The organism is Vreelandella sedimenti, from assembly GCF_013416325.1.
Taxonomy (GTDB): Bacteria; Pseudomonadota; Gammaproteobacteria; order Pseudomonadales; family Halomonadaceae; genus Vreelandella; species Vreelandella sedimenti.
Window position 1 is genome coordinate 30,393 of the sequence record NZ_JACCGK010000009.1, and the last position, 12,479, is coordinate 42,871.

The following is a 12,479-nucleotide window of genomic DNA, read 5'->3' on the forward strand; positions in this document are numbered from 1 at the left end:
CGAGGTGGGTGTAGCGACTAAAGATGTAGGTAGGTAAACGTTTACGTATTTAGAGTAAACGTTTACTTTGTAGCTTGGGTGCCACTTAAAGCTGCTTTGACGCTGTTAGGCCGCCATGGCTAAGGAGAAAATATGACCATTAACGTCACCGTGTGGGGTGAAAACGTTCACGAGCAAACCAATGAAGTTGTAGCAAGAATTTACCCTGATGGTATGCATAACTGTATTACCGAAGGGCTAAATGAAGCTGAAGGGCTCAATGCCCGTGCGGTCACTCTACAAGATCCCGAACAGGGTTTAAGTGAAGAGACTCTCGAAAATACCGATGTTCTGCTGTGGTGGGGCCACGCTGCCCACGGCGATGTGTTGGAAGAGACCGTCGATCGCGTGCAGGCGCGCGTGTTGCAGGGAATGGGGCTAATTGTGCTGCACTCTGGGCACTACGCAAAAATCTTCAAGCGCCTAATGGGGACGACCTGCTCACTCAAGTGGCGGGAAGCGGGAGAGCGCGAGCGGCTGTGGGTCGTTAACCCTGGTCACCCTATCGTTCAGGGCCTGGGCGACTATATCGAACTGCCGCATACCGAAATGTACGGTGAGCCGTTTGCGGTGCCAAACCCAGATGAAGTGATCTTTATCAGCGCCTTTGAGGGCGGTGAGGTATTCCGTTCAGGGCTGACCTACAAGCGTGGCAACGGCAAGATTTTCTACTTCCGCCCAGGTCACGAAACCTATCCGATCTATTACAACGAACAAGTAAAAACCGTGCTGAAGAACGCTGTGAAATGGGCGCGCCCGGAAGGCTCCCGATGGATCGATAGCAGCCCCAATATTCCTGCCGATCAGGCACCCAATCCGGTGGAAATCAAAGGTGAAGGGCTGCATAAACCTGGCGAGGAGGGCTTCAAATGATCCGTTTAGCGATTATTGGCGCTGGCAGTATGGCGGGTGAACACGCCAAGCACTTTAGCCGGATCGAGGGGGTGGAAGTAGTGGCGGTGTGCGATATGGAGCTGGCCAAGGCCCGCGACTTTGCTGGCCGTTATGGTATCCCCGATGCGTATGACGACCTAGAGGCTATGCTGGCGCGGGAGGATATCCAAGCCGTTAGCAACGTCACGCCAGATGGTGTTCATAAGCGCACGTCACTGGCCGCGATCACCGCAGGTAAGCATATCCTGTGCGAAAAGCCGCTGGCGACGAATGCGGATGATGCGCATGAAATGGCCCAAGAGGCGCAGACCGCCAAGGTCATCAATATGGTCAATTTTAGCTATCGCGATGCCCCAGCCATTCAGCACGCTCGTGCGCTGACTACCGCTGGGGCGATTGGTCAGGTTCGCCACGTAGATGCCAGCTACCGGCAAAGTTGGCTGGTCAGCAATGAGTGGGGGCGCTGGGATCAGGAGAGCCAGTGGCTATGGCGGCTCTCGGAAGCCCATGGCAGCAAAGGTGTATTGGGCGATGTGGGCGTTCACATTGTCGATTTTGCCAGCTTTCCAGTCGGCGATATTACTCGCGTTAACTGCGAACTGACTTGTTTTGAAAAGGCTCCAGACAATCGGATTGGTGACTATTTGTTGGATGCCAACGATACCGCGCTAATGCGAGTGACGTTTGCCAATGGGGCCAAGGGCACCATTCAAGCCACCCGCTGGGCGACCGGGCACCACAACTCGTTAACCCTGAGCGTACACGGCGATAAAGGTGCTATTCGCGTCGATTTAGACGCCTCAAAAGACGACGTGCAGGTGTGTTTGGACGATGATGTTCACCCGGCGCGCTGGAGCACAGTGAAGGCACCACCAACACCCAGTATCTATCAGCGTTTTGTGGAAAGCATCCGCAGTGGTCAAAACGACCAGCCGGACTTTGCCCGCGGCGCGGCGATCCAAACCGTTCTGGATGCCTGTGTTATCTCCAGTCAGGAAGATCGAAGCTTAGCCATTGTCCGCTAAAACAATTGATACAACGCTTTAACCACCTACCAATAACAAATAGAGGTGAATTGCCATGTTCCACACCCCACGTAAAGCGCTATGTATGTTAGCGGGCCTGGCCTTGCTACCTTTCGCGCTACCCGCCGATGCCGTCGAGATTACTATTGCCTGTGGTGATGGCGGTGAGGCAGATTTTTGCCCGGAGCTGGCACAGCGCTGGGCAGAAGCGAACGATCATCAGGTTAACGTTGTAACCACGCCGCCGTCGCCCACTGAGAAGCTCTCACTGTACCAACAGCTGTTAGGCAGCCACTCGCAAGATGTCGATGTGCTAATGGTTGATATCGTCTGGCCAGGCTTATTAGCCGAGCACTTGGTCGATTTAAATGAGTACCTGCCAGACAGCGCCACCGAAGGATTTATTCCCTCTTTAATGGCGAATAATACCGTGCAGGGAAAATTAGTGGCACTGCCCTGGTTTACCGACGCGGGGTTGCTTTACTACCGGCACGATTTATTAGACAAATACGACACCGCAGTGCCGCAAACATGGCGAGCACTGACCGACACTGCGCGACAGATTCAAACCGCTGAGCGTGAGGCTGGCAATCAGCGAATGCATGGGTTTGTATTTCAGGGGCGGGCCTATGAAGGCTTGACCACCAATGCTTTAGAGTGGGTAGCGAGCTACGGAGGCGGTACCTTTATCGATGAAAAGGGGCAAGTGACGGTAAATAATGTCAATGCAGTCAACGCATTAACCCTGGCCGCTTCGTGGATCGGTGATATTAGCCCCGAAGGCGTGCGTAACTATATGGAAGAGGAAGCCCGAGGCGTCTTCCAGGCAGGAAATGCAGTTTTTATGCGCAACTGGCCCTACGCATGGTCGCTAGGGCAAGCCGATGGCACACCGATTCAGGGCAAGTTGGCGGTGGCACCGCTACCCAGTGGGCCTGATGGGCAGTCTGTCGCGACGCTTGGTGGCTGGAACTGGGCTGTTTCGCGCTACTCAGAACACCCAGCAATTGCTGCTGATTTAGTCGCCTATTTAAGTGCTGCCGAGCAACAGAAATCCCATGCGATTATGTATGGGCGGAATCCCACTCGGCCTGCCTTGTATGAAGACGACGATGTCTTGGCCGCTCAGCCCTTTATTGGCGAGCTTTATCAGACCGTAATGAACGGCGTGCCGCGCCCGGCCAGCATCACCGGAGATGCCTACCCGCGGGTATCCAATGCTATTTTTAACCGCGTGCACGAAGTCCTTTCTGGTGACGTTGAGCCCAGACAGGCATTACAGCAGCTGGAAAGCGAGCTTATCCGTTTAGGGCGTCGTGGCTGGTAGTCTGTCGCAACGCCGGGCATTTTTCGGCACACTGGACGCCTTCCAGGTGAGAGACAGGGCGAGAAACAGTCGGTGAGAGAGAGTAAACAAAGCGCCCAAACGGCCACCATTCGAGAAATTGCCCGGCGAGCCGAGGTATCGATTGCCTCGGTTAGCCGGGCCCTGAACGGCAAGCCAGGGCTCAGTGACGCCCTGCGTGAGAAAATTTTGGCGATTAGTCGAGAAGTGGCCTACCAACCCAGCGCCGCGGCTCGTCAGCTAATAAGCGGTAAAACGGCGGTGGTAGGCATCTCTCTCGGCCGTCAGGATATCGAGCTGCGCCCTTACTATATCTTGCTCTACCAGCACCTTACCGTGGCCCTTCATCAGCAGGGTATGGTACCGGTATTCTTTAATCACCAGCAAACCGCCGAATTACCCGAACGCGCGGGGGCGGCTATTTTGCTTGGTGAAGCCCCAGACGATGAGCGCCCGGCACTGCTTAAGGCCACTGCTATTCCTTTTGTGCGCATAGGTGACGCTGGGGAGGGCTTTTCCGTCGCCCCGGACGATCGGCAGGGGCTGTATGAGATGACCCACCACCTCATTACCCAGGGTCGCCAACGGCTGGCCTTTATGGGTGGTGAGCTAGAGGTGCCGCGTCCCCATAGCCGTTTGGAAGGATACCGGCGGGCATTGGCAGAGGTGGGGCTTGCCGAACGCTTGATCAGCCTACCGCACCGCTTTGCATCGGATTCTCTTAACAGCTATCGCTATCTAAATCGCTATTTAGACAAAGAGGGCACTCAATCGCTGCCTTTTGATGCACTGGTATGCGCCACCGACGAACTAGCATTGGGCTGTGTGGCCGCGCTGGAAGACCGCGGGATTGAAGTGCCTGTTCAGGTCGCGGTGACAGGCTTTGATGACCTGCCCACCCTCGCCACTGGGCTCACCACCGTACGGCAGGATATTGCCGAGATAGCCGAGACGAGCATGGCACTACTGGTAGAAGCGAGGGCGGGAGAAGCGCCCCGGCACGTATCGCTGCCGGTGGCGCTGGTGTTACGGGAAACGAGTTAGCGCGGGGGTAGCTGTTCCGGGCCGAAGGCGTCGGGCAGTAGTGCTTCCATGGTGTAGGTTTTGAGCAGCTCTCCTCTGCCGGAAAGCACCTTGATCTGAGTCTCTGGCGTAGCGAACTCGCGGATTCGCTGACGACAATCGCCGCAGGGCGTACACAGGTGATCAGCTGGGCCCATAACGTAGACGGTCTTCAGCTGGCGTTGGCCTGCGGTCACCATGGCGGAAATGGCCGAGGCTTCAGCACACAGGCCTTTGTAGTGCGCCACCTCCACGTTGGTGCCGGCAAACTGCTGACCATCGGGAGTCACCATCACCGACGCTACCGGGTGATTAGAGTAGGGCACATAGGCGTTAGCTCGCGCGTTGAACAACTTTTGAACGATCTCTTCCGATACTTGATCCATCACTTTTCCTTTTGGCCGCTTCAACGCACTAAGCGCGGGCAGCGTCGTCGCGAAGTACTGTGTCCAGTGCAATCAGCATCATGTCGTCGAAAGTGGTTTGACGGTCGGCGCTGGAGAGCGAGTCGCCTTTCAGGATGTGATCCGACACGGTGCAGATAGTCATGGCGCGGGCGCCAAACTCAGCGGCGACGCCGTAAAGGCCAGCGGCTTCCATCTCGACGCCGACAATGCCGTAGCGCTTGAGCATTTCAGCCATTTCGGTTTGCGGGTTGTAGAACAAGTCTGCAGAGAAGATGTTGCCCACTTTGACCGGCACGTTTTTGGCCTTGGCGGCAGCCACCGCGTGCTGGGTCAGTTCGAAGTCGGCAATAGCAGCAAAGTCGTGGTCGTTAAAGCGCATGCGATTGACTTTGGAATCGGTGCTGGCACCCATGCCGATCACCACATCGCGCACGTTGACATCGTCGCGCACCGCGCCGCAGGAGCCCACACGAATCAGCGATTTAACGCCGTAGTCGGTGATTAGCTCTTTGGCGTAGATGGAGACCGACGGAATGCCCATGCCGTGGCCCATCACGGAAATCTCGCGGCCTTTATAGGTGCCGGTGTAGCCGAACATATTGCGCACGTCGTTGACCTGACGCACGTTCTCCAGGTAAGTATCGGCGATGTATTTGGCGCGCAGCGGGTCGCCGGGCATCAGGACGGTATCGGCAAAATCACCGGGAGCAGCGTTAATATGGGGGGTTGCCATCAAAGGTCTCCTTTAAGCGGTGCTAGTCGTTAAGCGGCGTCGGGTAGAAAGCTTTTGCCATCGGCCATGGCCGGTAGCAGGAAAAAGTCGGCCAGGGTTTGGCCAATATCGGCAAAGGTGCCGCGCTCGCCTAGTGGGCCAGGGGTAAAGCCGGGGCCGTGTACCAGAATGGGGATGTACTCGCGGGTGTGCTCGGTGCCGTGCCAGCTGGGGTCGCAGCCGTGATCGGCGGTGAGAATCAGCAGATCATCTTCGCTTAGCGCAGCCAGGAGCTTAGGCAGCTTGGCGTCGAAATCTTCCAGCGCGGCGGCGTAGCCCGGCACATCCCGGCGGTGGCCATAGACCGAGTCAAAATCGACAAAGTTGGTCATGATCATGGCGCGCTCGCCTGCGGCGCGTTGGCTGGTGCGCGCGATCTCTTTGAGTGTGGCGTCCATCAGTGCATCGTGACCGCTGGCTTTTACCTTGTGGGTAATGCCGCAGTGAGCGTAGATATCGGCAATTTTACCAATCGAGACCACTTCGCCGCCGGCATCATCAAGCTTTTGCAGCACGGTGGGTGAGGGTGGCTCAACGCTGTAGTCGCGACGGTTGCCGGTGCGGGCGAAGGTGTTGCTGTCTTCGCCGATAAACGGACGCGCAATCACGCGGCCAATGTTATAAGGCTCCAGCAGCTCACGGACGGTTTCGCAAAGCTTATAAAGCCGTTCAAGGCCGAAATGCTCTTCGTGGGCGGCAATTTGGAACACCGAATCCGCCGAGGTATAAACGATGGGCTTGCCGGTGGCTATGTGCTCTTCACCCAGGCGAGCGATGATCTCGGTGCCTGACGCGTGGCAGTTGCCAATCACCCCGGTGAGGTCGGCTTCTTGCACGATGGCGTCGAGCAGCTCAAGGGGGAAACTGTCGGTTTTATCCAGAAAGTAGCCCCACTCAAAGCGTACCGGCACGCCGGCAATTTCCCAGTGACCGGAGGGGGTATCTTTGCCGCTGGAAATTTCTTTGGCGTGGGCGTAAGCACCTTCCAGACTATCCGGCAGCGTGACGCCTTCGGCAACGCTGTCCGTGGCATCGCGGTGGGCGTGAAATAGCCCCAGCTTGGCCATATTGGGCAGCTTGAGTGGCCCGGAACGATTGGCGTTATCCGCCTCGCCACGGGCGCATGCGGCGGCGATATGGCCCAGGGTATCGGAGCCTTCATCGCCGAAGGTCGCAGCATCCGGAGCGGCGCCAATCCCAAAGGAGTCAAGTACCAGTACAATCGCGCGGCTCATAAGGCTTCTCCACGGAAAGTGTCTTGTAGCAGGGTGTCGGCGCTGGCCGTACCTTCGCCAATCGTAAATGCCGCGCGCAGCTGTTCGGCGGCGCGCTCGGCAGCGGCTGCACTGCGGGCGTGAACCATGGCGATGGGGCACTGGCTATCCACGCTCTCGCCGATTTCGACGATATCCGTAAAGCCGACGCTGTGATCGACGCTGGCATCGTTGCGCAGGCGACCACCGCCCAGCTCCACCACGCTCATACCTACAGCGCGGGTATCAATACGCTGGACCACACCGGCTTGCTCGGCATACACGGGTTTAATCACGTCGGCCTTGGCCAGGTAGTGCTCCGAGCGTTCCATAAAGTCGCTGGGGCCACCGAGCTCGCGCACCATGCTGGCGAATACTTCAGCAGCTGCACCAGAGGTTAGCGCCTTTTCAAGCTGAGTAAGTGCCTCTTCGCGTGAACCGGCGAGTTTACCGGCAATCAGCATTTCCACTGCCAGTTCACGGGTGACTTGCATCACGCGGCTGTTGGGGCGGTCGCCGCGCAGTAGCGCCAAGGTCTCGACGATTTCAACGGCGTTACCGGCGCAGGGGGCCAGCGGCTGGCTCATATCGGTAAGCAGGGCAGTGGTGGGCGTACCCGCTTGGGTGGCCACATTGGCGATGCTTTTTGCCAGTTCGCGGGATTTTTCCGGCGTGGGCATAAACGCGCCGCTGCCGACTTTTACGTCCATCACCAGCGCATCCAGTCCTGAGGCCAGCTTCTTGCCCAAGATAGAGGCGGTAATCAGCGGAATCGATTCCACGGTGGCGGTCACATCGCGCACACCGTAGATGCGTTTGTCGGCGGGGGCGAGATCACCCGTTTGGCCAATAATCGCCACGCCGGTGGATTTCACCACCTCGCGGAAACGCTCAGGGGCGGGGTAGGGGTCGTAGCCGGGGATCGATTCGAGCTTATCCAGGGTGCCACCGGTATGTCCCAGGCCGCGACCAGAGATCATTGGTACAAAGGCACCACAGGCAGCCACCCAGGGGCCGAGCACCAGCGAGACTAAATCGCCCACGCCGCCAGTGGAGTGCTTGTCGACGATCGGGCCGGGCAGGTTTAGGTCGCTCCACTGCATCACGTGCCCGGAGTCGCGGGTGGCGGTGGTCAGCGCGACCACTTCTTCACGGTTCATGCCGTTGAGAAACACCGCCATGGTGAAGGCACCAATCTGGGCGTCGCTGATGCGATCATCGGCAATGCCCTGCACAAACGCCTTAATCTCTTCCGCGGGCAGCCGCTGGTTATCACGCTTTAGGCGAATCAACTCCTGAGGGAGCAGAGTGTGTTTAGTCGCGTTGGCAGACATTAGTAACCTCCGTCAGTGGTGGCCGCGTTGGTGTTGCCGGTCAACGTAGCCAGCAGATTGCCCAGCAGGCTAGAGGCACCAAAGCGGAAGTGCGCGGGCGTCGCCCAACCTGAGCCCATAATATCGTTGGCAAGAGCCAAATATTCTGCTGCGTCTTCGGCGGTTTTGACACCACCTGCTGCTTTAAAACCAACGTCTTGGCCACTGGCCTTGATGGCTTTGAGCATAATTTCTGCGGCTTCCAGCGTAGCGTTAACGGCTACTTTACCGGTCGAGGTTTTAATGAAATCCGCGCCGCCTTCAATAGCCAGTTCGCTGGCGCGTTTGATCAGCGCAGGCTCTTTGAGTTCGCCGGACTCAATGATCACTTTGAGCAGTGCTTGGCCAGCGCAGGCAGCTTTGCACATTTCTACCAGCTCAAGGCCGGTCTCTTCGTCGCCTGCCATCAACGCGCGGTAGGGAAATACCACATCAACTTCATGGGCGCCGGAGGCAACCGCATCGCGGGTTTCACGGGCGGCGGCCATAATGTCGTCGTCGCCATTAGGGAAATTGGTGACCGTGGCGATCTTCACCTGCTTATTTAGCTTGTGAGCCGTAAGGGCACGTTGGGCGGTGACAATAAACTGTGGGTACACGCAGACCGCGGCAGGGGTTCCAAAGGGCGTTTTTACCTGCTGACAAAGCGCTTCAATGGTGCTGTCCGTGTCGTTGTCGTTCAGGCTCGTCAGATCCATGAGGGTGAGTGCTTGGCGGGCGGCTTGGACGATATGGGGGGAGGCGGTCGCAGTCATGGAATTCTCACAAATCAGTAAAAGATAAAAACGGGCACTGCGGATAAAGCCGCAGTGCCCGTCACCTTCAGTAAGCCCGCTGCGTTAAGCAGTGGCGTTACTTAGGGCGATAAAGAAGCCAGCTATCGAGGCCGACATCAAGTTGGACAGTGTACCGGCCAATACGGCTTTGACGCCAAAACGAGCAATCTCTTTGCGACGGGTAGGGGCAATGCTACCCAGGCCACCCAGAAGAATCGCAATGGAGGAGAGGTTGGCAAAGCCACACAGCGCAAAAGAGAGGATCGCCATGGTGTGCGGTGTCATCATCTGACCCGTCGCAGCCACCACCTGTTCCCCATCAATGTAAGGTGCCAAATTGATGTAGGCGACGAATTCGTTGACCACTAATTTTTGGCCAATGAATGAGCCAGCCAGCGTTGCCTCTTCCCAGGGTACACCCAACAGGAAGGCCAGCGGGGCGAACAGCCAGCCCAAGATCAGTTCCAGACTCAGCGATTCAAAGCCCACCCAGCCGCCAACACCGCCTAAAATGCCGTTGACCAACGCAATCAGCGCGATAAAGGCCAGCAGCATGGCGCCCACGTTGGCGGCCAGCATCAGACCTGAGGTGGCACCTGATGCCGCAGCATCCAGGACGTTGGCAGGTTTATCTTCCTGGGCTTCAATCTCTTCTTCCACCTTGGAAACGCTGTCGCTGTCGGTAACGTCTTGGGTTTCCGGCATGATCAGCTTGGCGAACAGCAGCCCGCCCGGTGCCGCCATAAAAGAGGCCGCTACCAAGTACTCCATGGGAATACCCAACGCAGCGTAGCCCGCCAATACTGAACCGGCGACCGACGCCAGACCACCACACATAACGGCAAACAGCTGTGAAGGTGTCATGCGGGCGATAAACGGACGCACCACCAACGGTGCTTCGGTCTGGCCGACGAAGATATTTGCCGTTGCAGAAAGCGACTCCGTGCGCGAGGTGCCCAGGGCTTTTTGCAGGGCACCACCTAAGATGCGAATCACCCACTGCATAATGCCGATGTAGTAGAGCACGGCGATTAGCGAGGAGAAGAAGATAATGACAGGGAGTACTTTGATCGCAAATACAAAGCCGACATTATCCACATCGGCTAAGCCGCCGAACAGAAAGCCGATACCGTCGTTGGCATACACCAAAATTTGGCTAACGCCGGAGGAGATGGCCTGTAGTACCGCTTGACCAAACGGCACATAAAGTACAAAGGCACCAATCCCCGCTTGGATAGCAAAGGCGCCCAGCACGGTACGTAGCCGGATAGATTTACGGTCGTAGGAGAAGATCAGGGCAATGGCCACCAGAGTGACCATGCCAACCAAGCTCATAAGGAGTGTCATATGGAGATCCTTCGAGTCCGCGAGGGTTAACCGCGTTTAAAGTAAGTTGAGCTTGACGGAGTAGATCATCGCATTCTGATAATCGTTGGGGGTGCCCAACTTATTGTCAGAGTAGCGATACTGAATGCCAGTGGTGATCAAGTCACTCGGATGCCACCATAGGCTCAGTGCACCGTTGGTGCCTACACTGCCCGCTGTATCGCCCACGTAGTTCTGCTCCAGATACTCATCGTCGCGACCAAAGGTCTGTTCGTGCCAGTTGGTGACGCTGAAGTTCTGGTTGAGTGCAGTGAAATCATAACCCGCGACCCAGCCTGCCATATAGCCGTTCATGCCGGTATAGCTGTTACTTTGTACCCGTGCAGCACCAATAAAGGGCTTAAACCACAGGCCATTGTCGAAGGTAGTGCGGTAACCCAAACCAAGAATCTGATCCTGCTCGCGGCTGTCATAACCGTAATCGCGGAAGTCATACAGGTGGGCGTAAATCGACAGTGGGCTATCACCCAGGTAAATGTGTGAGGTCACTTTACCCGCGGTGCGGAAGTTGTCTTTACCACCGCTGGACTCGTCGAACTGGTCGTTGGTGGGGTTCTCGAAATCAAAGAAACCGTAGAACTCGCCCCAGCTAAAGCCAGCGCCGCCTTCGATTTCGAGAAACATAAAGTCGCTTTTCGCCGCGTTAGAAGCGGTGCGTGCTTCGGTGCCGTTTGACCAGTCCAGGTAGTTAACCGAAACATTGGCGAATGACCAAAGCCGATCAAGGGGATGCGGCTGAGCAGCCTCTTCTGCCATTAGCGGAGTAGTAAGTATGGCCCCTAATACGCCAGCGCCAAGCGCGATCTTAGACGAAGGGGGACGAGAGTTTATACGAGCAGTCATGAGAGCCTCAACATTGGTTGTCGCGGAGCCATTTGGGTGTGGCTATCCGAGGTTATAGTCGTGTGGGCTGGCTTTAATGTTAAAATTATAACATTTAGTGTTATTTTTCTAACGGTGATTTGCAAGAGTTGTCACATCAACGCTATTTAAATGTCATATGGCTCTCATTGTGACACTAATAGCACCAATAGCCGTCGTAGCAGTGGAAATTACGCCGCAGCTCGCTCAGCATAGAAGTGAAAATGGACACAACACCTATGCTCCAGTTGCGAAAATCACAACAAGAGGGGTTTGCCAGGAGATGCCCACCATGAATGGCCGTAGTGCGCTGCGCCTTGCCAAGCTTCAGGAAGCGCTTGCCAGTGGCGGCACTCTTCATCTGCGCGATGCCGCAGAGCTATGCGATGTTTCCGAAATGACCATCCGTCGCGATCTGACGACTCAGGACACTGCCATTAGCTTGTTGGGTGGACGCCTAGTGATGGCGAATTATCCTGGCGTAACGCCTATTTATGACTTGACCGAACAGCAGGCTAGCCACTACCAAGCCAAGTATCGGCTTTGTCAGCGGGCGTTAGCCTACATAGAAGAGGGCGATACGCTGTTTATTGACTGCGGCTCAACGCTAATGCCGCTGCTGAGCCAGTTAAGTCATTTCCGAGAGCTGACGGTAGTGACCTATGCGCTTAACGTTGCCAATGCCGTCGCCGCCCTGCCCAACGTGCGCTTGGTGCTACTGGGCGGGCTGTTTTATGCCACCTCGCAGTCATTCGGTAGCGACAATATGACTGCTGCTATCGAGCGGTTAGGCATTAATAAGGCGCTGATCTCCGCTGCAGGGGTGGATTTAGAGCGTGGTGTTAGCTGCTTTCACTTTCACGAAGTGGCGCCTAAACAGGCTGCCATTGCCACCGCTATGCAGTGCCTGTTGGTGGTAGATGCCAGTAAGTTCAGCGTAATTCGACCGGCCTATTTCGCTGCTCTGGACGATTTTGATGTGGTGGTTACCGACGAAGAGGGCGCCCCGCAGTTGCTTAAAGAAAATGGCCGCGTTGTACCTGAGATAGTGGTTCCCTCCGTCACAGTGGCGTAAGCGATTTCCCCTTGCTCATCCCAGTCAATACATTGGGTGCGGCAATGCGCCACTTCTTTCATGATCTCGATCAATAGAAAATACTTTAGTCTTAGCTGTTTCAGCCATTTTGGTGAGCTAGCGAGACTCGCCGCCAATTCCCATTCGGTGGCGCATATTTTTCCTGGAGCAACGACGCTCACTGCTATACGCAATGTTTTAGCGGCGTTTT

General features: G+C 56.3%; 12 protein-coding genes. 5 read left to right on the forward strand and 7 right to left on the reverse strand.

From position 1 onward, the window contains the following. The first annotated feature begins 132 nt into the window (after positions 1–132). The 4 genes from HZU72_RS11265 to HZU72_RS11280 all read left to right on the forward strand — a co-directional run bounded on the left by HZU72_RS11265 (position 133) and on the right by HZU72_RS11280 (position 4,347). Complete coding sequence (locus HZU72_RS11265; protein ID WP_180091937.1) at positions 133–912, forward strand: ThuA domain-containing protein; 780 nt, start codon at positions 133–135, stop codon at positions 910–912. Next, the gene (locus HZU72_RS11270) at positions 909–1,958 is read left to right on the forward strand and encodes a Gfo/Idh/MocA family protein (RefSeq protein WP_180091939.1); all 1,050 of its coding nucleotides are present in this window, start codon (positions 909–911) and stop codon (positions 1,956–1,958) included. The genes HZU72_RS11265 and HZU72_RS11270 overlap by 4 nt, the downstream gene beginning before the upstream one ends. A gap of 55 nt (positions 1,959–2,013) precedes the next feature. Beyond that, positions 2,014–3,285, forward strand: a complete 1,272-nt coding sequence (locus HZU72_RS11275) for an ABC transporter substrate-binding protein (protein WP_371829542.1) — start codon at positions 2,014–2,016, stop codon at positions 3,283–3,285. A 72-nt stretch (positions 3,286–3,357) separates the two neighbouring features. Then, positions 3,358–4,347 carry a LacI family DNA-binding transcriptional regulator gene (locus HZU72_RS11280; RefSeq protein ID WP_180091941.1) on the forward strand — a complete coding sequence of 330 codons (990 nt, stop codon included), beginning with the start codon at positions 3,358–3,360 and terminating at the stop codon, positions 4,345–4,347. Here HZU72_RS11280 and cdd read toward each other — a convergent pair. From cdd to HZU72_RS11315, 7 genes are all read right to left on the reverse strand, one after another. Then, positions 4,344–4,751 carry a cytidine deaminase gene (gene cdd / locus HZU72_RS11285; RefSeq protein WP_180091943.1) on the reverse strand — a complete coding sequence of 136 codons (408 nt, stop codon included), beginning with the start codon at positions 4,749–4,751 and terminating at the stop codon, positions 4,344–4,346. The two genes, HZU72_RS11280 and cdd, sit on opposite strands and share 4 nt — an antisense overlap. Before the next feature lie 28 nt (positions 4,752–4,779). Beyond that, on the reverse strand, positions 4,780–5,505 hold the full coding sequence (gene deoD, locus HZU72_RS11290) for a purine-nucleoside phosphorylase (RefSeq protein ID WP_008957683.1): 726 nt from the start codon (positions 5,503–5,505) through the stop codon (positions 4,780–4,782). 29 nt (positions 5,506–5,534) lie between these two features. Further along, positions 5,535–6,779 (reverse strand): phosphopentomutase, encoded by a 1,245-nt coding sequence (locus HZU72_RS11295; protein ID WP_180091945.1) that lies wholly within the window; start codon positions 6,777–6,779, stop codon positions 5,535–5,537. After that, the gene (gene deoA / locus HZU72_RS11300) at positions 6,776–8,131 is read right to left on the reverse strand and encodes a thymidine phosphorylase (RefSeq protein ID WP_180091946.1); all 1,356 of its coding nucleotides are present in this window, start codon (positions 8,129–8,131) and stop codon (positions 6,776–6,778) included. The genes HZU72_RS11295 and deoA overlap by 4 nt, the downstream gene beginning before the upstream one ends. Continuing rightward, a complete protein-coding gene (gene deoC, locus HZU72_RS11305) occupies positions 8,131–8,925 on the reverse strand; it encodes a deoxyribose-phosphate aldolase (protein WP_180091948.1) in 795 nt (264 codons plus the stop codon). Before deoC ends, deoA begins: the two co-directional genes overlap by 1 nt. An 84-nt stretch (positions 8,926–9,009) precedes the next feature. Further along, positions 9,010–10,293, reverse strand: coding sequence for a NupC/NupG family nucleoside CNT transporter (locus tag HZU72_RS11310; RefSeq protein ID WP_180091949.1), 1,284 nt, complete (start codon positions 10,291–10,293; stop codon positions 9,010–9,012). Positions 10,294–10,329: 36 nt separating this feature from the next. Further along, entirely contained in the window at positions 10,330–11,175 is an 846-nt protein-coding gene (locus tag HZU72_RS11315; protein WP_180091952.1) for an outer membrane protein OmpK, read from the reverse strand. A 310-nt stretch (positions 11,176–11,485) separates the two neighbouring features. Here HZU72_RS11315 and HZU72_RS11320 point away from each other — a divergent pair, with 310 nt between their 5' ends. Next, positions 11,486–12,268, forward strand: a complete 783-nt coding sequence (locus HZU72_RS11320; protein WP_180091954.1) for a DeoR/GlpR family DNA-binding transcription regulator — start codon at positions 11,486–11,488, stop codon at positions 12,266–12,268. Positions 12,269–12,479: the final 211 nt, after the last annotated feature.